This window comes from Salmonella sp. NW884 (assembly GCF_051700745.1).
Taxonomy (GTDB): Bacteria; Pseudomonadota; Gammaproteobacteria; order Enterobacterales; family Enterobacteriaceae; genus Salmonella; species Salmonella enterica.
In genome coordinates this window covers 439,718-459,003 of sequence record NZ_JAMMDE010000001.1, presented here as the reverse complement: position 1 = coordinate 459,003, position 19,286 = coordinate 439,718, and the positions used below count along the sequence as shown (strand labels likewise).

Genomic DNA, 19,286 nt, shown 5'->3' with positions numbered 1-19,286 from the left:
GAGGTCGCTATGTCTCTGTCAGTTACGCGCGAAAACTTTGATGAATGGATGGTGCCGGTATATGTTCCCGCGCCTTTTATTCCTGTACGCGGAGAAGGCTCACGCCTGTGGGATCAGCAGGGGAAAGAGTACATTGATTTTGCTGGCGGGATCGCGGTCAACGCATTGGGACATGCGCATCCGGCGCTGCGCGAGGCGTTAAATGAACAGGCGAATCGCTTCTGGCATACCGGGAACGGTTACACCAATGAACCGGCGCTGCGACTGGCGAAAAAACTGATCGACGCGACCTTCGCCGAACGCGTTTTCTTTTGTAATTCAGGCGCTGAAGCAAATGAAGCAGCATTAAAACTGGCGCGCAAATATGCCCACGATCGTGTCGGCAATCATAAAAGCGGCATTGTGGCCTTTAAAAACGCGTTCCATGGTCGCACGCTCTTTACCGTCAGCGCTGGCGGTCAACCGACCTATTCACAGGACTTTGCGCCGCTGCCGCCGGATATTCGTCATGCAGCCTATAACGATCTGAACTCCGCCAGCGCGCTAATTGATGACAATACCTGCGCCGTGATCGTAGAACCGGTGCAGGGCGAGGGCGGCGTGATCCCCGCCACGAAAGCTTTTTTGCAGGGGCTGCGTGAATTGTGCGACCGGCATCAGGCGTTACTGATTTTTGATGAGGTGCAGACGGGCGTCGGACGTACCGGCGAACTGTATGCATATATGCATTATGGCGTTACGCCCGATATCCTGACGACCGCTAAAGCGTTGGGCGGCGGCTTCCCGATCGGCGCGATGCTGACTACGCAAGACTATGCCAGCGTCATGACGCCAGGCACGCATGGCACCACCTACGGCGGTAATCCGCTGGCGACGGCAGTTGCCGGAAAAGTACTGGATATCATCAATACGCCGGAGATGCAAAACGGCGTCAGACAGCGCCACGATGCGTTTATTGAACGTCTAAATACCATTAATGTACGTTTTGGCATGTTCAGTGAAATTCGCGGGCTGGGGCTACTGCTTGGCTGTGTGCTACAGACGGAGTTTGCCGGAAAAGCCAAACTCATCGCCCAGGAAGCGGCAAAAGCAGGCGTGATGGTGCTCATCGCCGGCGGCGACGTGGTGCGTTTTGCGCCAGCGTTAAATGTTAGCGACGAGGAGATAGCCACCGGGCTTGATCGTTTTGCCCTGGCGTGCGAACGCCTTCAGACGGGAGGCGCATCATGCGGGTGATTCGTCCTGTCGAACATGCGGATATCGCCGCGCTGATGCAGCTTGCAGGCAAAACGGGCGGCGGCTTAACCTCGCTACCGGCAAATGAAGCGACGCTGGCGGCCCGCATTGAACGCGCGCTAAAAACCTGGTCCGGCGAGCTGCCAAAAGGCGAACAAGGGTATGTATTCGTTCTCGAAGACAGTGAAACGGGTGAGGTCGGCGGGATCTGCGCCATTGAGGTCGCGGTCGGCCTTAACGACCCCTGGTATAACTATCGTGTCGGTACGCTGGTTCATGCCTCCAAAGAGCTGAATGTATATAACGCGTTGCCAACATTATTCCTGAGTAATGATCACACTGGCAGCAGTGAGCTTTGCACGCTGTTTCTCGATCCCGAATGGCGTAAAGAGGGTAACGGCTACCTGTTGTCAAAATCGCGCTTTATGTTTATGGCCGCGTTTCGCGATAAATTCAATGAGAAAGTGGTGGCGGAAATGCGCGGCGTCATTGACGAGCACGGTTATTCTCCCTTCTGGCAAAGTCTCGGCAAACGCTTTTTTTCTATGGATTTCAGCCGGGCGGATTTTTTATGCGGTACCGGGCAAAAAGCGTTTATCGCCGAGCTGATGCCCAAACATCCTATTTATACCCACTTCTTATCTGAAGAGGCACAGGCCGTGATTGGCGAAGTCCACCCGCAAACGGCGCCAGCCCGCGCGGTGCTGGAAAAGGAAGGTTTTCGCTATCGCCACTATATCGACATCTTCGACGGTGGGCCGACGCTGGAGTGTGATATTGACCGCGTGCGGGCCATTCGTAAAAGCCGACTGGTGGAAGTCGCGGAAGGGCAACCCGCGCCTGGCGACTATCCGGCATGTCTGGTCGCCAATGAAAACTATCACCACTTTCGGGCCGCGCTGGTGCGTGCCGATCCGCAGACTTCACGACTTGTACTTACCGCAGCGCAGTTGGATGCGCTGAAATGTCGCGCGGGCGACCACGTTCGGCTGGTACGCCTTTGCGCTGAGGAGAAAACCGTATGACGCTATGGATAAACGGCGACTGGATAACCGGTCAGGGCGAACGCCGCCGCAAAACGAATCCGGTGAGTGCGGAGATACTTTGGCAGGGGAATGACGCTAATGCGGCACAGGTCGCCGAGGCCTGTCAGGCGGCGCGCGCGGCGTTTCCTTGTTGGGCCAGACAGCCTTTTGCGGCACGACAGGCTATCGTAGAGAAATTTGCCGCCCTGCTGGAGGCGCATAAAGCCGATCTCACGGAGGTCATCGCGCGTGAAACCGGTAAACCGCGCTGGGAGGCGGCGACGGAAGTGACGGCGATGATCAATAAGATTGCCATCTCGATTAAGGCTTACCACGCCAGAACAGGTGCACAAAAAAGCGAACTTGTCGATGGCGCCGCGACGTTGCGCCATCGTCCTCACGGTGTGCTGGCGGTATTCGGCCCTTATAACTTTCCCGGCCATTTACCGAATGGCCATATTGTGCCCGCGTTGCTGGCAGGCAATACGCTGATCTTCAAACCTAGCGAGCTAACGCCATGGACCGGGGAAACGGTAATAAAACTCTGGGAACGGGCGGGGCTACCGGCAGGCGTTCTTAATCTGGTGCAGGGCGGCCGGGAGACCGGACAAGCGCTAAGTTCGCTCGACGATCTCGACGGACTGCTGTTTACCGGCAGCGCCAGTACCGGATATCAGCTTCATCGCCAGCTATCCGGCCAGCCGGAAAAAATCCTGGCCCTTGAAATGGGCGGAAACAACCCGCTCATTATTGAGGATGCGGCAAATATAGATGCGGCGGTACATCTGACGCTGCAATCGGCGTTTATTACCGCCGGACAGCGCTGTACCTGCGCGCGACGCCTTCTGGTAAAACAGGGTGCGCAGGGAGATGCATTTCTGGCGCGGCTGGTTGACATCGCCGGACGTCTGCAGCCCGGCAGATGGGACGACGATCCGCAGCCGTTTATCGGCGGACTGATTTCAGCGCAGGCGGCACAGCATGTGATGGAGGCCTGGCGTCAACGAGAGGCATTAGGCGGGCGCACGTTACTGGCGCCGCGGAAGGTCAAAGAGGGAACCTCTCTGCTGACGCCTGGCATCATTGAGCTGACGGGCGTCGCGGATGTGCCGGATGAAGAGGTGTTTGGTCCGCTGCTGAACGTCTGGCGTTATGCGCATTTCGATGAGGCGATTCGTCTGGCGAATAATACCCGTTTTGGTCTGTCGTGTGGGCTGGTGTCGACGGATCGCGCGCAGTTCGAACAGCTCTTGCTGGAGGCGCGGGCAGGGATCGTTAACTGGAATAAACCGCTCACCGGGGCAGCGAGTACTGCGCCGTTTGGTGGTGTCGGCGCGTCTGGCAACCATCGGCCCAGCGCCTGGTATGCCGCCGATTATTGCGCCTGGCCGATGGCCAGTCTGGAATCTCCCGAACTGACGTTGCCTGCGACATTAAGCCCCGGCCTCGACTTTTCTCGCAGGGAGGCGGTATGACGGCGCATGAAGTTAATTTTGACGGGCTGGTGGGGCTTACGCACCATTATGCCGGGCTATCCTTCGGCAATGAGGCATCGACCCGCCACCGTTTTCAGGTGTCGAATCCTCGTCTGGCGGTAAAACAGGGGCTGCTAAAGATGAAGGCTCTGGCGGATGCCGGCTTTCCCCAGGCGGTGATCCCGCCGCATGAGCGACCTTTTATTCCGGCGTTGCGTCAGCTCGGCTTCACGGGTAGCGATGAGCAGATTCTGGATAAGGTTGCGCGTCAGGCGCCACGCTGGCTTTCCAGCGTGAGTTCCGCGTCGCCAATGTGGGTTGCGAATGCGGCGACGGTTTGCCCATCGGCAGACGCGCTGGACGGGAAAGTCCACCTGACGGTGGCGAATTTAAACAATAAATTTCATCGCGCTCTTGAGGCGCCTGTGACCGAAGCGCTGCTACGCGCCATATTTCGCGATGAAAACCAGTTTTCAGTGCATAGCGCGTTACCGCAGGTCGCATTATTGGGAGATGAAGGCGCGGCGAATCATAACCGTCTTGGCGGCGAGTATGGTTCGGCAGGCGTGCAGCTTTTTGTCTATGGGCGCGAAGAGGAGAATGAAATACGACCCGCTCGTTATCCGGCGCGCCAGAGCCGCGAAGCCAGCGAGGCCGTGGCGCGTCTTAATCAGGTGAATCCGCAACAGGTTATCTTCGCTCAGCAGAACCCGGAGGTCATCGATCAAGGCGTATTCCATAATGATGTCATCGCCGTTTCGAATCGACAGGTATTGTTTTGTCACGAAGCGGCGTTTGCCCGGCAGAAAGTGCTCATTAATCAGTTGCGTACGCGCGTTGACGGTTTTATGGCGATAGAGGTGCCCGCCGGAGAGGTTTCTGTATCAGATGCTGTGGCGACCTACCTGTTTAATAGTCAGTTGTTAAGCCGTGACGACGGCTCAATGCTGTTAGTGTTGCCGCGGGAATGTCAGGATCATGTCGGCGTCTGGCGCTATCTGAATAAGCTGGTGGCGGAGGATAACCCCATCAGCGCGATGCAGGTGTTTGATTTGCGAGAAAGTATGGCCAACGGCGGCGGCCCGGCCTGTCTGCGATTACGCGTGGTGTTAACAGAAGAAGAACGACGGGCGGTGAATCCAGCGGTAATGATGAATGACGCTCTGTTTACGGCCCTTAACGCGTGGGCGGATCGTTATTATCGCGATCGCCTGACCGCTGCCGATCTGGCCGATCCGTTATTATTGCGAGAAGGCCGGGAGGCGCTGGATGTGTTAACGCGTCTGCTGGATTTGGGGTCGGTTTATCCTTTCCAGCAAACGGGGGCGGCTGATGGATAACTTTCTGGCGTTGACGCTAAGCGGCACGACACCACGGGTGAGGCAGGGGAAGGGCGCGGGTTTTCGCTGGCGCTGGTTAGGCCATGGTCTGCTTGAACTCACGCCCGATGCGCCGGTCGACCGCGCGTTAATTCTTTCTGCGGGGATACACGGCAATGAAACCGCGCCGGTCGAGATGCTGGATAAGCTGCTGTCGGCGCTGTATTCAGGCAGCTTGACGTTAACGTGGCGAGTGCTGGTGGTACTCGGCAATCCGCAGGCGCTGGCGGCGGGAATACGCTATTGTCACAGCGATATGAACCGTATGTTTGGCGGGCGTTGGCAGTCCTTTGCCGAAAGCGATGAAACGCGGCGGGCGCGTGAGCTGGAGCTAAGTCTGGATACCTTCTTTTCATCTGGCCAGACGCGGGTACGCTGGCATCTGGATCTGCATACCGCCATTCGTGGCTCGCATCATTTGCGTTTTGGCGTATTGCCGCAGCGCGACCGCCCGTGGGAGACCGATTTTCTGGCGTGGCTGGGCGCGGCAGGACTGGAGGCGTTGGTATTTCATCAGGCGCCCGGCGGTACGTTTACGCACTTTAGCTCTGAACATTTCGGCGCGCTTTCCTGTACGCTGGAGTTGGGAAAGGCGTTGCCGTTTGGGCAAAACGATCTGACGCAGTTCAATGTAACCTCGCAGGCGTTGTCGGCGCTGCTGAGCGGTGTCGAAACGTCAACCTCGTTTTCGCCGCCGCTACGCTATCGGGTGGTGTCGCAAATCACGCGTCACAGCGATAAGTTCGCGCTTTATATGGATGCGCAAACGCTGAATTTTACTGCCTTTGCGAAGGGAACGTTGCTGGCCGAGGAGGGGGATAAGCGCGTAACGGTGACTCATGACGTTGAATATGTTCTCTTTCCTAATCCCTCTGTCGCCTGCGGATTGCGGGCTGGATTAATGCTGGAAAGACTGCCCTGATAAACGTCCCTGTAAGCTTACGTTAGGGTTACAGGGATGATTTGGGACACATTTTCATGCTATTACGGATTATTCCTGGAGAATTGCTTTATTAATAAGCGTTGCTGAGTTATAGTTCTGCATAATTTCTGCTATATCATGCTGTTGTATATTTCTCTTTCAACTCTGCGCAATTTATTCTTTTTTTCTTCACAATTGGCGAAAAAGTGTTTTTTATACTTTCATTGTTTTACCGTTGTTCTGACTAATTGACGCTAAGACGGTTAAAGTTAATCACGACAACACGGCGCTGTTTTAAATATGCCGTAAAAATAACTGAAAGGAAGGATGGAAATATGCGTAAACTGACTGCTCTATTTGTTGCCTCTACCCTGGCGATGGGTGCTGCGAATCTCGCTCATGCCGCTGAGACTACCACCGCCGCGCCAGCGGATGCGAAGCCAATGATGCAGCATAAAGGTAAATTTGGCCCACATCACGATATGATGTTTAAAAACCTGAACCTGACGGACGCACAGAAGCAACAAATTCGCGACATTATGAAAGCGCAGCGCGAGCAAATGAAACGTCCGCCGCTGGAAGAGCGTCGCGCCATGCATGATATTATCGCCAGCGATACCTTCGATAAAGCCAAAGCCGAAGCGCAAATTACGAAAATGGAAGCGCAGCGCAAGGCCAATATGCTGGCGCATATGGAAACCCAGAATAAAATTTATAACGTTCTGACACCGGAGCAGAAAAAGCAATATAACGCTAATTTTGAGAAGCGTCTGACAGAACGCCCGGCGCAAGAAGGTAAAATGCCTGCTGCGGCAGAATAACTTTCCGCATAATTTAAGACCGCCGGTCTTGTCGACAACACAATCGTTGAGGTGGACAGGATCGGCGGTTTTCTTTATGACTGGCGACAGTCGGTGTGCAGTTCAATGATCTCATATTGACCTGACATTAGTGGTTTACAGAGAATTTTATAGCCATCCTGATCAAAGCCCGCAGGGGTACGCACCAGGGTGGCGGCCTCATCCAGCGAGGGTACCGCCCCCAGCCATAACCAGTTGTTAATAATGTGGAACTGGGTCATTTGTGGGCGGCTCTCTTTTAACGCGATAGCGCCTTTCCAGGGCCAGCAAACCACACGTAACCGTTCCAGCGAGGCCTGCAGACGAAGAAAATGCGCCTGCGGGGTTTCTTGCCCACAACACGCGCCAGCGCAGCGCTTCAGCGCGAAACGAAAACAGGCGCGCCCACGGCTTACCGGTTCAAGCCCCAGCAGGCCATAACACAATTTTTGTTCATCGGCGAGGTTCTGTAAGCTTTGCAGCGCTGCCCGACGGTTGGCGAAGAGCCCAAACAGGTTCGGCTCATGGGAAAAATCGACGCTGCGGGCGGAAACGACCTCAATCTTTTGTTCGCTCAACTGTAGAGAGCAAAGCTGGCGATTACGCCGTAACCGCTTGTTAAACAGCGGCTGTTGTTCTTTGATCAGTCGCGCCTCCAGCAGCAACGCGCCCATTTCCCCAGCGGTGCAGATCCAGCTTATCCGCCGCGCCTGTCGCAGCATAGCGGCCTCGTCAGGCGTTCGCAGATGTGAGAGCACCCGGCTGCGAATATTTACGCTTTTACCGATATAAAGTGGCAGCGTATCGCTTTCGCTATGAAATATATAGACGCCCGGTAAGGCTGGCGCTTCGCTGAGGAAAGGACGTAAATGTTCTGGATATTCGTAAATGGCCGCCGCTTCAAACTCAAGGCGGGGGGCTGATTGACGCCGTACCACAGTGATCTCCGTTAACTGGTTATTCATCCAGTATAACAGCGGATGGGTGATTAAAAAAGAGGCTGGGAAGAGAGGAGGCCGGATAGACGAGCGATATCCGGCACAACAGTAGAAGTACGCTTACTTTTTCCAAAAGTCGTCGAATACCGTAATCGGCAAACGGCGCTTATGTTCAGTTTTTACATACCAGCCTTCGATAGTTTTAGCGATGGTGGAGTCCAGCGTTTTGCCTTCCAGGTAATCGTCAATATTGTCATACGTTACGCCCAGCGCGGCTTCATCAGGCAGTGAAGGGCGGTCGTCTTCCAAATCGGCGGTGGGGACTTTTTTATACAGATGCTCAGGACAGCCCAGCGCTGCGAGAAGCTGTTTGCCCTGGCGTTTGTTAAGGCGATGAAGTGGGTTAATATCGGTACCGCCATCGCCATATTTGGTGAAGAACCCGGTTATCGCTTCCGCCGCATGGTCGGTGCCCACCACGACGCCGTGAGTCATACCGGCGATGCTATATTGCGCTTTCATTCGCTCACGCGCTTTTTCATTGCCGCGAACAAAATCGCTCAGCTCAATTCCCGCTTCGCGCAGCGCCTGTTCGCTGGCGAGGACGGCGCCTTTAATATTGACGGTGAGTACTCTGTCCGGCTGAATAAAAGCAATGGCGTCCTGGCAATCCTGTTCATCGGCCTGCACGCCATAAGGCAGACGAACGGCGATAAACTGCAGCGCATTATCACCGGTCTCTTCCCGCAATTCGGCGATAGCCATCTGGCTGAGTTTCCCGGCCAGCGTCGAATCCTGCCCGCCGCTGATGCCTAACACCAGCGATTTCAAAAAGGGATAGGTTTTCAGGTACGCTTTAAGAAAATCCACGCTGCGGCGAATTTCTTCTTCAGGGTTGATATGCGGTTTCGCGCCAAGCGCCTGGATTATCTCTTGCTGCAGAGTCATTTAACCCCCTTCGACATTAAAAAAATGAATCTTTACCCTGTTAAAGCTAACCCTTCGCCGCTGAAACAACAAGGTTTGGCGGGCTAAGCGGTGTTTAATACAACATGTCGCTGCGTTAGAGAATTTTCCGAAAGGCTTTTTGTGGCGAGGCGCGGCTTGAAAAATATTCTGATGTATTCCAGGCTTACATAACACGCTGATAAACAAGAGGACGGAAAATGAACAAAAACGTAGCAGGAATTTTAAGCGCAGCGGCGGTAATGACTATGCTGGCAGGCTGTACGGCGTATGATCGTACAAAAGACCAATTTGTTGAGCCTGTCGTTAAAGATGTTAAAAAAGGAATGAGCAGGGCGCAAGTTGCGCAGATTGCGGGCAAACCGTCATCTGAAGTGAGCATGATTCATGCGCGTGGTACCTGTCAGACCTACATCCTGGGTCAACGTGATGGTAAAGCGGAAACCTACTTTGTTGCGCTGGACGATACCGGGCACGTGATTAACTCCGGCTATCAGACCTGTGCGGAGTACGACACTGACCCACAGGCGCCGAAGCAGTAACAACTGTACATTGCCTGAACATTCAAGGAAACCGGCCTGCGAGCCGGTTTTTTTGTGCCTGCCATAACCTTATTTATTATCGCGAATTATTTGCCCGAAATGTGAGGGGGGTCATAACGCCAGGTCAATGAGAGACAATTTAGTGGGTCAAGGAAATACCATCCGGCGGTCCGATCCCGTATACTCATTTCAGCCACCTAAAAAAGTAAATCCGGTTACGCAAGTCGCCCAGAGTATGGATGCAGGTTGAGGCTTGCGGCGTATCTGGTTGACAGATAATCGCACATGAGGAAGGTTTTTATGGAAAAGAAACACATTTATCTGTTTTGTTCTGCGGGCATGTCAACATCGTTACTGGTATCAAAAATGCGCGCTCAGGCTGAAAAATATGAAGTGCCGGTGATTATTGAAGCATTCCCTGAAACCCTGGCCGGTGAAAAAGGCCCGGCAGCGGACGTCGTGTTATTAGGCCCGCAAATTGCTTATATGCTCCCCGAAATTCAGCGTTTATTACCCGGTAAACCGGTAGAAGTCATTGATTCAATGTTGTACGGCAAGGTAGATGGCTTAGGCGTGCTTAAAGCTGCGGTAGCGGCAATTAAAAAAGCCGCCGCGAATTAATTATTTTTTAATTTTTCCCGTCAAAGAGTTATTTCATACACTAACCGCAATATTTTATTGCGGTATTTAAGGGTATTTTTCTATGAGTAACGTTATTGCTTCACTTGAAAAGGTACTCCTTCCTTTTGCTGTAAAAATAGGAAAGCAGCCACACGTTAATGCAATCAAGAACGGCTTTATTCGTTTAATGCCATTAACCCTTGCGGGGGCGATGTTTGTATTAATTAATAACGTTTTCCTGAGCTTTGGGGAGGGGTCGTTTTTTTATTCCATGGGCATTCGGCTTGATGCCTCAACCATTGAAACACTTAATGGATTGAAAGGCATCGGCGGGAACGTCTATAACGGCACATTGGGCATTATGTCGCTCATGGCGCCATTTTTTATCGGCATGGCGCTGGCGGAAGAGCGCAAGGTTGATGCGCTGGCCGCTGGACTGCTCTCCGTGGCGGCATTTATGACCGTAACGCCGTATAGTGTCGGCGAGGCCTATGCCGTAGGCGCTAACTGGCTGGGCGGCGCGAATATTATCTCCGGTATTATTATTGGCCTGGTGGTCGCGGAGATGTTTACATTTATTGTCCGGCGCAACTGGGTGATTAAACTACCGGACAGCGTACCGGCTTCGGTGTCTCGTTCATTCTCAGCATTAATTCCCGGCTTTATTATTCTCTCTATTATGGGGATTATTGCCTGGGCGCTGTCTAATTACGGTTCTAACTTCCATCAGATTATTATGGACACTATCTCTACGCCGCTGGCATCGCTGGGTAGCGTGGTAGGGTGGGCATATGTCATTTTTGTACCGCTGCTGTGGTTCTTTGGTATTCATGGTTCGCTGGCGCTGACCGCGCTGGATAGCGGCATCATGACGCCCTGGGCGCTGGAAAACATCTCTATTTACCAACAGTATGGCTCCGTCGATGCGGCGCTGGAAGCCGGTAAAACGTTCCATATCTGGGCGAAACCGATGCTGGATTCTTATATCTTCCTCGGTGGTAGCGGCGCAACGCTGGGTCTGATCATCGCTATCTTCCTGGCATCCCGTCGCGCGGACTATCGCCAGGTGGCAAAACTGGCGCTGCCGTCAGGTATCTTCCAGATTAACGAACCCATCCTGTTTGGCCTGCCGATTATTATGAACCCGGTGATGTTTATCCCCTTCATTCTGGTACAGCCGATTCTGGCGGCGATTACGCTGGTGGCTTACTATTTGGGTATTATTCCGCCGATTACCAATATTGCGCCGTGGACCATGCCAACCGGGCTGGGGGCGTTCTTTAACACCAACGGCAGTGTCGCCGCGTTGCTGGTTGCGCTATTTAACCTGGCGGTCGCTACCCTGATTTATCTCCCCTTCGTGGTGGTGGCTAACAAAGCGCAGAACGCCATCGAGCAGGAAGAAAGCGAAGAAGATATCGCTAACGCACTGAAATTCTAAACTCCGCGTCGGCATGGGATGCCATGCCGGGCTGAATCAGAGGAAAGACTATGTTTGATCTTGAAAATGTTGTAGATAACCAGACAGCGGCTGAGGAACTCGAAGAAGTCGTTATGGGGCTTATCATCAATTCTGGTCAGGCGCGCAGCCTGGCATATGGCGCGCTCAGAAAAGCGAAAGAAGGCGATTTTGAGGCGGCGAAAGCGATGATGGACCAGTCGCGCATAGCGCTCAATGAAGCGCATCTTGTGCAGACAAAACTCATCGAAGGCGATCAGGGCGAAGGCAAAATGAAAGTCAGTCTGGTCCTGGTTCACGCTCAGGATCATTTGATGACCTCAATGCTGGCTCGTGAACTGATCGCTGAGTTGATTGAGCTCCATGAGAAACTGAAATAACAGGGGGCGGATGATGCAGCTACAGGTTAACGCAACGGAAATCAAAACGGTTTATGAGCAGCAGCTCTTCAATGGCAAAAATTTCCATGTGTTTATCTATAACAAGACGGAAAGCGTCACCGGGCTGCATCAGCACGACTATTATGAATTTACCCTGGTATTAACCGGACGTTATTACCAGGAGATTAACGGGAAGCGTGTGCTGCTGGAACGTGGAGATTTTGTTTTTATCCCGGTGGGGTCGAATCACCAAAGTTTCTATGAGTTTGGCGCAACGCGTATTCTGAACGTAGGAATTAGTAAACGTTTTTTTGAACAGCATTATCTTCCGTTACTGCCGTTTTGTTTTGTGGCATCGCAGGTATACAGGGCGAATAGCACCTTCCTTACCTATATTGAAACGGTGATTGCGTCGTTGAATTTTCGCGGCAATGGGCTCGACGAATTTATCGAAGTGGTGACATTTTATATTATAAACCGCTTACGTCATTACCGCGAAGAGCAGGTTTATGATGATATTCCACAATGGCTGAAAGCAACCGTGGAGATAATGCATGATAAAACGCAGTTTGGCGAACATGCGCTGGAAAATATGGTGCGCCTGTCGGCAAAATCCCAGGAGTATCTGACGCGCGCCACCCGACGTTATTACAGCAAAACGCCGATGCAAATCATTAATGAGATTCGCATTAATTTTGCCAAGAAACAGTTGGAAATGACCAACTATTCGGTTACGGATATTGCTTATGAAGCCGGGTATAGCAGTCCAAGTCTGTTTATTAAAACGTTTAAGAAGATGACCTCATTCACGCCGAATAGTTATCGGAAGCGATTGACGGAAATTAATGAGTAACGGTTTACATTGCTCGATTAGTTACATTTCACGCTTGCCCCAATAGCGCGGGGAACGTCACGCTATTTCTTACGAGCGGGCATAGCGTAATACATATCAGTGTCATACACTGAAGGGAGATATTATGAGCCAGAAATTAAAAGTCGTCACTATTGGTGGCGGGAGCAGCTACACCCCTGAATTACTTGAAGGCTTTATTAAGCGCTACCATGAATTACCTGTCACCGAATTATGGCTGGTTGACGTTGAAGACGGGAAAGAGAAGCTGGGCATTATTTATGATCTCTGCCAGCGAATGATTGATAAAGCAGGCGTTCCGCTAAAATTGTATAAAACTCTGGATCGCCGGGAAGCGCTGAAAGACGCTAATTTTGTCACTACCCAGCTACGCGTTGGTCAACTCAAAGCCCGTGAGCTGGACGAGCGTATCCCGCTTAGCCACGGCTATCTGGGGCAAGAAACCAACGGCGCTGGCGGTTTATTTAAAGGGTTGCGTACCATTCCGGTTATTTTTGACATCATTAAGGATGTTGAAGAATTATGTCCGAATGCGTGGGTCATTAACTTTACTAACCCGGCGGGGATGGTGACGGAAGCGGTTTATCGTCATACCAACTTTAAAAAATTCATCGGCGTATGTAATATTCCTGTCGGCATGAAAATGTTTATTCATGACGTGCTGGCGCTGAATGAGAATGACGATCTTTCCATTGACCTGTTTGGTCTAAACCATATGGTCTTTATTAAAGATGTGCTGGTGAATGGCACCTCACGGTTCGCAGAATTACTGGATGGCGTGGCGTCCGGTCAGTTGAAAGCGTCAACCGTAAAAAATATCTTTGATCTGCCGTTTAGTGAAGGATTGATTCGCTCGCTGAACATGCTGCCGTGCTCTTATTTGTTGTATTACTTCAAGCAAAAAGAGATGTTGGCGATTGAAATGGGCGAATATTACAAAGGCGGCGCGCGCGCTCAGGTCGTACAAAAAGTGGAGAAACAACTCTTCGACTTGTACAAAAATCCTGAGCTAAACGTGAAGCCGAAAGAGCTTGAGCAACGCGGCGGCGCTTATTATTCCGATGCCGCTTGTGAAGTCATTAACGCTATTTATAATGACAAGCAGACTGAGCATTACGTTAATATTCCACATCATGGGCATGTCGAGAATATCCCGGCGGACTGGGCGGTGGAAATGACCTGCATTCTGGGACGCAATGGCGCGACGCCGCACCCGCGTATCACCCGTTTTGACGAAAAAGTGCTGGGGCTTATCCACACTATTAAAGGATTTGAGGTCGCGGCCAGCAATGCGGCGCTGAGCGGAAACTTTAATGATGTGCTGCTGGCGCTTAACCTGAGTCCGCTGGTGCATTCCGACCGCGACGCAGAAGTCTTGGCGCGTGAACTCATTCTGGCGCATGAAAAATGGCTGCCTAATTTTGCCGCTTGCATCGAAGCGCTTAAAGGTAAGCACCACTGACAGAGGTAGGCTATGGAACGCGTGTTGATTGTGAATGCCGATGATTTTGGCCTGAGTAAAGGGCAAAATTACGGCATTGTTGAAGCATATCGCAACGGCGTTGTGACCTCCACGACGGCGCTGGTCAATGGCGAGGCTATTGACCATGCGGCGCAGCTTAGCCGCGAGCTGCCTGCGCTTGGGGTGGGAATGCATTTTGTTTTGACGTTAGGCAAACCGGTGTCAGAGATGCCGGGCCTGACGCGAGACGGCCTGTTGGGGAAATGGATCTGGCAAATGGCGGAGGAGGATACGCTTCCGCTGGATGAAATTGCGCATGAACTGGCGTGTCAGTATCAGCGTTTCATCGACGTATTTGGCCGCGAGCCAACGCATCTCGACAGTCACCATCATGTGCATATGTTCCCGCAAATTTTCCCCATCGTCGCCCGCTTTGCGGCGCAGCGCGGGATTGCGTTACGTATTGACCGCCAGACGGTGTTGAACGCCGACGATCTGCCGTCGGATTTGCGCAGCACTCAAGGATTTAGTAGTGAATTTTACGGCGAGGAGATCACCGAAGCGTGCTTTTTACGCATTCTGGATGCCTCGGCGCATCGAGGAGAGGCCTCTCTGGAGGTGATGTGTCATCCGGCGTTTGTGGACAACATTATTCGCCAGAGCGCCTATTGTTACCCCCGCTTAACTGAACTGGAGGTGTTGACGTCTGCGTCACTCAAGGCAGCGATTGCGGAACGTGGATATCGTCCTGGCAGTTTTCTTGATATTTAGCTCCTGAGTTTGCGGCGCAAGAATGCGCCGCATTTTTTGCTGTTTATGCAGGAATCGCGTTAATTTTCCCCGCACGCGACCAGACACGGTGTGCCGCCATCAGCGTCAGCAGAGTGTCCATAAAGTGGTGGTCAACGTTATCTGCCTCAACAAGTCCTTCTTCCCCCTGGCTATCAATGTTTAAAAGCGCCTTAAACCGTCGGGCGTCGCCTGCCAGTGCGATGGGCTTCAGATGTTTGTAGGCTTCCAGAAGGTAGTAACGGGCATCGCCGCAACTCTCGATATCGGCAATATTGCCGCACGGTACTATTACCGCATCGACCGTTAGCGACGGCGCGCCGGCAAAGGTTGCCGCAATAGTTAATGTTGAACCGTCATCAGCCGTTACTTCACCCATCCGTGAATAGAGCAGTTTTGCGTGGACGCCTTTGGCTTTTAAAGCCTGCAAAATGGTCAACAGTTCGGCGGCGTTAACCTTGTCGTTCAGCAGAATAGCGACCACTCGGCCTTTAACATCGCCGTCCGGCACCGCATACAGGCTGAGCGCCGGATCTTTTTTCAGACCGTTGACATCAGGAGGCGGGGCAATTTGCGTTTGCTCATGGGTGAGTGCAAAACCGAGATTATGCGCGACGCCCTGAGCCAGCGTGACATCAATATGCGCTAACTGATCGACCACCCGCTCCCGAATATACGCGCGGGCTACTTTACCCAGCTCAAAGCTGAACGCGTCAATAATATGCTGCTGCTCTATCGGCGTCTGGCTGAGCCAGAACAGGCGAGGATGCGCGTAATATTCACCGAAAGAGGGGCTGCGTTCGCGGATTTTATTGCCATCCACGCGTTCCTGGTATGATTCGAAGCCGCCGCGTTTTGGCGCTGGCGGCGTTTCGCGTGGCCAGTTGTCATTAATGGAGTTTGGTTCATAGTTCGCCGGATTGGTGTCGATATCCATCCGGTGCATACCGTCACGCTGGAAGTTATGGTAGGGGCAGGTAGGGCGGTTAATCGGAATTTCGTGGAAGTTTGGCCCGCCCAGACGACTGATTTGCGTGTCGGTATAAGAGAACAGACGCCCCTGTAACAGCGGATCGTTGGTAAAATCAATGCCGGGAACGATATGCCCTGGATGAAATGCCGCCTGTTCGTTTTCAGCGAAAAAGTTATCCGGATTACGGTTTAACACCATTTTGCCGACGCGTTGTACTGGCACCAACTCTTCCGGAATCAGTTTGGTCGGATCGAGCAGATCAAAATCGAATTTAAATTCATCCTCTTCGGCAATGAGTTGTAGGCCCAGCTCGTATTCCGGGAAATCGCCCGCTTCGATGGCCTCCCACAGATCCCGGCGGTGAAAATCCGGATCGCGACCGGTCAGTTTTTGTGACTCATCCCACACCAGTGAGGCTTTACCTGCCAACGGTTTCCAGTGGAAACGGACAAAGGTCGCTTTCCCTTGTGCATTGATCAGACGGAAGGTGTGGATGCCGAACCCTTCCATCGTCCGATAACTCCGTGGAATACCGCGATCCGACATTGCCCACATGACGTTGTGCAGCGTCTCAGGCTGTAAGGAAACATAGTCCCAGAAGGTGTCGTGCGCGCTCTGCCCTTGCGGAATAGCCCAATGTGGTTCGGGCTTAACGGCGTGCACAAAATCCGGAAACTTATGCGCATCCTGGATAAAAAAGATCGGCGTGTTATTACCGACGAGATCGAAAATTCCCTCTTCGGTATAAAATTTGGTCGCAAAACCGCGGATATCACGTACGGTATCAGCAGACCCCGCGCCGCCCTGTACTGTCGAAAAGCGAACAAAGACCGGGGTAATTTTCTGTGGATCGCGCAGAAACGCGGCTTTCGTGATGTCGCTCAGGTCTTTATATGGCTGGAAATAACCGTGCGCTGCAGATCCGCGGGCGTGAACGATCCTCTCCGGGATACGCTCATGGTCAAAGTGGGTAATTTTCTCGCGCAGGATAAAATCTTCCAACAGCGTAGGGCCACGGCTGCCGGCGCGAAGAGAATTTTGATCGTCGGCGATGCGCACGCCCTGATTGGTGGTCAGCGCATAATTTTCGCTGCCTTTACGAAAGGCGTCGAGGGCGGTGAGCTTATCATTCGCGGTCTCGGGCGCTTTTAAGCTGCCGGGGGCCGTCGGTTGCGCGCCCGGCGGCGTCGGTTCTGGCGTGGGGCGATGTGAACCGTCTGACGGAGCCAGGGAGTCCAGGCCGGGCTGTGATTCACGGGTATCATGCACGGGGGACTGATGGGGGGATTTTTCATTATGCGACATTGAACTCGTCTCCTGCTTTCATCACTGAAATGGGCGTGGTAGTAGTCAAAATCACTCTAACTATAGAACATTTCAGCAATTATGCTGGGGGAGAGCGGAACGGCAGACAGGGTATAACAGGGAAATCGCACGCGCGGAACAGGACGTCGGGGGCGAAGATCGGCTAAAATAGTGTTTTTCTGATTTTTAGCCTTAGAGCCTATCCCAGTAGGCGTTATTGGCGCAGCCAGTTTGGACACGGACAGCGCGCAAAAACCGGAGCGTACACGTAGTACGTGAGGATTTTGAGCACTGCCCAGGACCAAAATGGCAAGTAAAATAGCCCTAATGGGATAGGCTCTTAGCCTCTTTTAGTGAAGCATTAATGATGAAACCTCTTCGCCAGCAAAATCGCCAGATTATTAGCTATATTCCGCGTGTTGAACCCGCGCCGCCGGAACATGCGATAAAAATGGATACGTTTCGCGACGTCTGGATACTGCGCGGTAAATATGTTGCCTTTGTTCTGACGGGGGAGTCATTTCAACGGTCGCCCGCCTTTAGCGTGCCAGAATCGGCGCAGCGTTGGGCGAATCAGGTTCGCCAGGAAAACGAAATCGCTGACTAAGAAAAAAACAAAACGCCGGTACTGGAGACCGGCGTTTTTAGTGGCAGACATTTTGAGTTGCCGATCGTCGTGTCTCAGACGATGTGAACTCCCGATAATGTATTATCGATGCGCCAGTTCAGCGTCTTCTTCACTATCGAGAATGGTTTTATCGGTCTGCTTCAGCCACTGGCTGGTCAGCGTACCCGCGGTCATTGAGCCACTCACGTTCAGTGCGGTACGGCCCATATCAATCAACGGTTCGACGGAGATTAACAGCGCGACCAGCGTGACCGGTAAGCCCATGGCAGGCAGCACAATCAGCGCGGCGAAGGTCGCGCCGCCGCCAACGCCGGCAACACCCGCCGAACTTACGGTAACGATACCCACCAGCGTGGCTATCCATACGGGGTCTAAGGGGTTGATGCCGACCGTCGGCGCAACCATTACCGCCAACATCGCAGGATAAAGACCGGCACAACCGTTTTGGCCGATGGTCGCGCCAAAAGAGGCAGCAAAGCTGGCGATGGACTCCGGCACGCCCAGGCGGCGGGTTTGCGCTTCGACATTAAGTGGAATGGAGGCGGCGCTGGAACGGCTGGTAAAGGCAAATGTCAGCACCGGCCACACCTTGCGGAAATATTTCAGCGGGCTAATCCCGTTCACGCCCAATAGTATGCCGTGAACCACAAACATTATCGCCAGACCAAGATATGACGCTACCACGAAGCTTCCAAGCTTAATGATGTCCTGCAGATTAGAGCCGGCAACCACTTTCGTCATCAGCGCCAGTACGCCGTAAGGCGTAAGTTGCATCACCAGACGCACCAGCTTCATCACCCAGCTTTGCAGGGTATCGATAGCAACAAGCACACGCTCGCCTTTTGGCGCATCATCTTTCAGCAGTTTAAGCGCGGCCACGCCCAGGAATGCGGCGAAAATCACCACGCTGATAATAGACGTAGGATTTGCGCCAGTCAGATCCGCAAACGGATTTTTCGGTACAAAAGACAGCACCAGTTGCGGCACGCTGAGATCGGCCACTTTGCCGACATAGCTCGTCTCAATGGCATTCAGACGCGCGGTTTCCGCGCCGCCCTGAACCAGACCTTCCGCCGTCAGTCCGAACAGATTGGTGACCAGCACGCCCACCAGCGCTGCGATAAGGGTAGTAAATAGCAGCGTGCCGATAGTCAGAAAACTGATTTTCCCCAATTGAGAGGCGTTATGCAGTCGTGCCACGGCGCTTAAAATAGAGGCGAATACCAGCGGCATCACAATCATTTGTAGCAATTGCACATAACCGTTGCCGACAATATTGAACCACTGAATGGAGTCTTTTAACACCTGACTGTCAGCGCCATAAATGGTGTGCAGGGCCAGACCAAAGACCACGCCCATCACAAGGCCGACAAGCACTTTTTTAGCCAGACTCCACTGTTTATGACGGGCCTGCGCCAGTACAAACAGCAGAATGACGAACACCGCAATGTTCGCGATTAATGGAAAATTCATCCC

The 19,286-nt window shown here is 52.7% G+C and carries 18 protein-coding genes; 14 read left to right on the top strand and 4 right to left on the bottom strand.

The window, feature by feature from the left end; all coding sequences use genetic code 11:
* The first annotated feature begins 9 nt into the window (after window positions 1-9).
* The 6 genes from astC to spy all read left to right on the top strand — a co-directional run bounded on the left by astC (window position 10) and on the right by spy (window position 6,858).
* Window positions 10-1,236: a succinylornithine/acetylornithine transaminase gene (gene astC / locus NA197_RS02305; RefSeq protein WP_000059506.1), complete on the top strand. Its 1,227-nt coding sequence runs from the start codon at window positions 10-12 to the stop codon at window positions 1,234-1,236.
* On the top strand, window positions 1,227-2,261 hold the full coding sequence (astA, locus tag NA197_RS02300; protein WP_001263889.1) for an arginine N-succinyltransferase: 1,035 nt from the start codon (window positions 1,227-1,229) through the stop codon (window positions 2,259-2,261). Before astC ends, astA begins: the two co-directional genes overlap by 10 nt.
* A complete protein-coding gene (astD, locus tag NA197_RS02295) occupies window positions 2,258-3,736 on the top strand; it encodes a succinylglutamate-semialdehyde dehydrogenase (RefSeq protein WP_064043582.1) in 1,479 nt (492 codons plus the stop codon). Before astA ends, astD begins: the two co-directional genes overlap by 4 nt.
* Entirely contained in the window at window positions 3,733-5,076 is a 1,344-nt protein-coding gene (astB, locus tag NA197_RS02290; RefSeq protein WP_045900105.1) for an N-succinylarginine dihydrolase, read from the top strand. Before astD ends, astB begins: the two co-directional genes overlap by 4 nt.
* Window positions 5,069-6,037: a succinylglutamate desuccinylase gene (gene astE / locus NA197_RS02285; RefSeq protein ID WP_045900106.1), complete on the top strand. Its 969-nt coding sequence runs from the start codon at window positions 5,069-5,071 to the stop codon at window positions 6,035-6,037. Before astB ends, astE begins: the two co-directional genes overlap by 8 nt.
* Window positions 6,038-6,372: 335 nt before the next feature.
* Window positions 6,373-6,858, top strand: coding sequence for an ATP-independent periplasmic protein-refolding chaperone Spy (gene spy / locus NA197_RS02280; RefSeq protein WP_001229001.1), 486 nt, complete (start codon window positions 6,373-6,375; stop codon window positions 6,856-6,858).
* A gap of 74 nt (window positions 6,859-6,932) precedes the next feature.
* On the opposite strand, the gene cho is transcribed toward spy, so the two are convergent.
* Both cho and nadE read right to left on the bottom strand, forming a co-directional pair.
* Entirely contained in the window at window positions 6,933-7,814 is an 882-nt protein-coding gene (gene cho / locus NA197_RS02275) for an excinuclease Cho (protein WP_001518228.1), read from the bottom strand.
* A gap of 120 nt (window positions 7,815-7,934) precedes the next feature.
* Window positions 7,935-8,762 carry an ammonia-dependent NAD(+) synthetase gene (nadE, locus tag NA197_RS02270; protein ID WP_000174984.1) on the bottom strand — a complete coding sequence of 276 codons (828 nt, stop codon included), beginning with the start codon at window positions 8,760-8,762 and terminating at the stop codon, window positions 7,935-7,937.
* Window positions 8,763-8,980: 218 nt separating this feature from the next.
* Between nadE and osmE the strand changes: the two genes are divergently transcribed.
* From osmE to chbG, 7 genes are all read left to right on the top strand, one after another.
* Window positions 8,981-9,322: an osmotically-inducible lipoprotein OsmE gene (osmE, locus tag NA197_RS02265; protein ID WP_001039301.1), complete on the top strand. Its 342-nt coding sequence runs from the start codon at window positions 8,981-8,983 to the stop codon at window positions 9,320-9,322.
* Window positions 9,323-9,622: 300 nt separating this feature from the next.
* Window positions 9,623-9,943: a PTS N,N'-diacetylchitobiose transporter subunit IIB gene (chbB, locus tag NA197_RS02260; RefSeq protein WP_000412161.1), complete on the top strand. Its 321-nt coding sequence runs from the start codon at window positions 9,623-9,625 to the stop codon at window positions 9,941-9,943.
* 82 nt (window positions 9,944-10,025) lie between these two features.
* The gene (gene chbC / locus NA197_RS02255) at window positions 10,026-11,384 is read left to right on the top strand and encodes a PTS N,N'-diacetylchitobiose transporter subunit IIC (protein ID WP_000073063.1); all 1,359 of its coding nucleotides are present in this window, start codon (window positions 10,026-10,028) and stop codon (window positions 11,382-11,384) included.
* 50 nt (window positions 11,385-11,434) lie between these two features.
* Window positions 11,435-11,782 (top strand): PTS N,N'-diacetylchitobiose transporter subunit IIA, encoded by a 348-nt coding sequence (gene chbA / locus NA197_RS02250; RefSeq protein ID WP_000459883.1) that lies wholly within the window; start codon window positions 11,435-11,437, stop codon window positions 11,780-11,782.
* 10 nt (window positions 11,783-11,792) lie between these two features.
* Window positions 11,793-12,635: a transcriptional regulator ChbR gene (gene chbR / locus NA197_RS02245; RefSeq protein WP_000983393.1), complete on the top strand. Its 843-nt coding sequence runs from the start codon at window positions 11,793-11,795 to the stop codon at window positions 12,633-12,635.
* A 124-nt stretch (window positions 12,636-12,759) separates the two neighbouring features.
* Window positions 12,760-14,115, top strand: coding sequence for a 6-phospho-beta-glucosidase (locus NA197_RS02240; protein ID WP_000078778.1), 1,356 nt, complete (start codon window positions 12,760-12,762; stop codon window positions 14,113-14,115).
* 12 nt (window positions 14,116-14,127) lie between these two features.
* Complete coding sequence (gene chbG, locus NA197_RS02235) at window positions 14,128-14,886, top strand: chitin disaccharide deacetylase (protein ID WP_000442730.1); 759 nt, start codon at window positions 14,128-14,130, stop codon at window positions 14,884-14,886.
* Between the two features lie 43 nt (window positions 14,887-14,929).
* On the opposite strand, the gene katE is transcribed toward chbG, so the two are convergent.
* Window positions 14,930-17,182 carry a catalase HPII gene (katE, locus tag NA197_RS02230; RefSeq protein WP_064043584.1) on the bottom strand — a complete coding sequence of 751 codons (2,253 nt, stop codon included), beginning with the start codon at window positions 17,180-17,182 and terminating at the stop codon, window positions 14,930-14,932.
* A 364-nt stretch (window positions 17,183-17,546) separates the two neighbouring features.
* Here katE and cedA point away from each other — a divergent pair, with 364 nt between their 5' ends.
* Window positions 17,547-17,789: a cell division activator CedA gene (gene cedA, locus NA197_RS02225; protein WP_000977510.1), complete on the top strand. Its 243-nt coding sequence runs from the start codon at window positions 17,547-17,549 to the stop codon at window positions 17,787-17,789.
* Between the two features lie 102 nt (window positions 17,790-17,891).
* On the opposite strand, the gene tcyP is transcribed toward cedA, so the two are convergent.
* Window positions 17,892-19,283, bottom strand: a complete 1,392-nt coding sequence (tcyP, locus tag NA197_RS02220) for a cystine/sulfocysteine:cation symporter (protein ID WP_001010662.1) — start codon at window positions 19,281-19,283, stop codon at window positions 17,892-17,894.
* Window positions 19,284-19,286 lie beyond the last annotated feature (3 nt).

Bases quoted from the DNA above. Each gene is read 5' to 3' on its own strand.
- chbG (WP_000442730.1), top strand. From the start codon at position 14,128: ATGGAACGCGTGTTGATTGTGAATGCCGATGATTTTGGCCTGAGTAAA.
- cedA (WP_000977510.1), top strand. From the start codon at position 17,547: ATGATGAAACCTCTTCGCCAGCAAAATCGCCAGATTATTAGCTATATT.
- tcyP (WP_001010662.1), bottom strand. From the start codon at position 19,283: ATGAATTTTCCATTAATCGCGAACATTGCGGTGTTCGTCATTCTGCTG.
- astC (WP_000059506.1), top strand. From the start codon at position 10: ATGTCTCTGTCAGTTACGCGCGAAAACTTTGATGAATGGATGGTGCCG.
- osmE (WP_001039301.1), top strand. From the start codon at position 8,981: ATGAACAAAAACGTAGCAGGAATTTTAAGCGCAGCGGCGGTAATGACT.
- chbA (WP_000459883.1), top strand. From the start codon at position 11,435: ATGTTTGATCTTGAAAATGTTGTAGATAACCAGACAGCGGCTGAGGAA.
- chbC (WP_000073063.1), top strand. From the start codon at position 10,026: ATGAGTAACGTTATTGCTTCACTTGAAAAGGTACTCCTTCCTTTTGCT.
- chbB (WP_000412161.1), top strand. From the start codon at position 9,623: ATGGAAAAGAAACACATTTATCTGTTTTGTTCTGCGGGCATGTCAACA.
- spy (WP_001229001.1), top strand. From the start codon at position 6,373: ATGCGTAAACTGACTGCTCTATTTGTTGCCTCTACCCTGGCGATGGGT.
- katE (WP_064043584.1), bottom strand. From the start codon at position 17,182: ATGTCGCATAATGAAAAATCCCCCCATCAGTCCCCCGTGCATGATACC.
- NA197_RS02240 (WP_000078778.1), top strand. From the start codon at position 12,760: ATGAGCCAGAAATTAAAAGTCGTCACTATTGGTGGCGGGAGCAGCTAC.
- astD (WP_064043582.1), top strand. From the start codon at position 2,258: ATGACGCTATGGATAAACGGCGACTGGATAACCGGTCAGGGCGAACGC.
- astE (WP_045900106.1), top strand. From the start codon at position 5,069: ATGGATAACTTTCTGGCGTTGACGCTAAGCGGCACGACACCACGGGTG.
- chbR (WP_000983393.1), top strand. From the start codon at position 11,793: ATGATGCAGCTACAGGTTAACGCAACGGAAATCAAAACGGTTTATGAG.
- astB (WP_045900105.1), top strand. From the start codon at position 3,733: ATGACGGCGCATGAAGTTAATTTTGACGGGCTGGTGGGGCTTACGCAC.
- astA (WP_001263889.1), top strand. From the start codon at position 1,227: ATGCGGGTGATTCGTCCTGTCGAACATGCGGATATCGCCGCGCTGATG.
- nadE (WP_000174984.1), bottom strand. From the start codon at position 8,762: ATGACTCTGCAGCAAGAGATAATCCAGGCGCTTGGCGCGAAACCGCAT.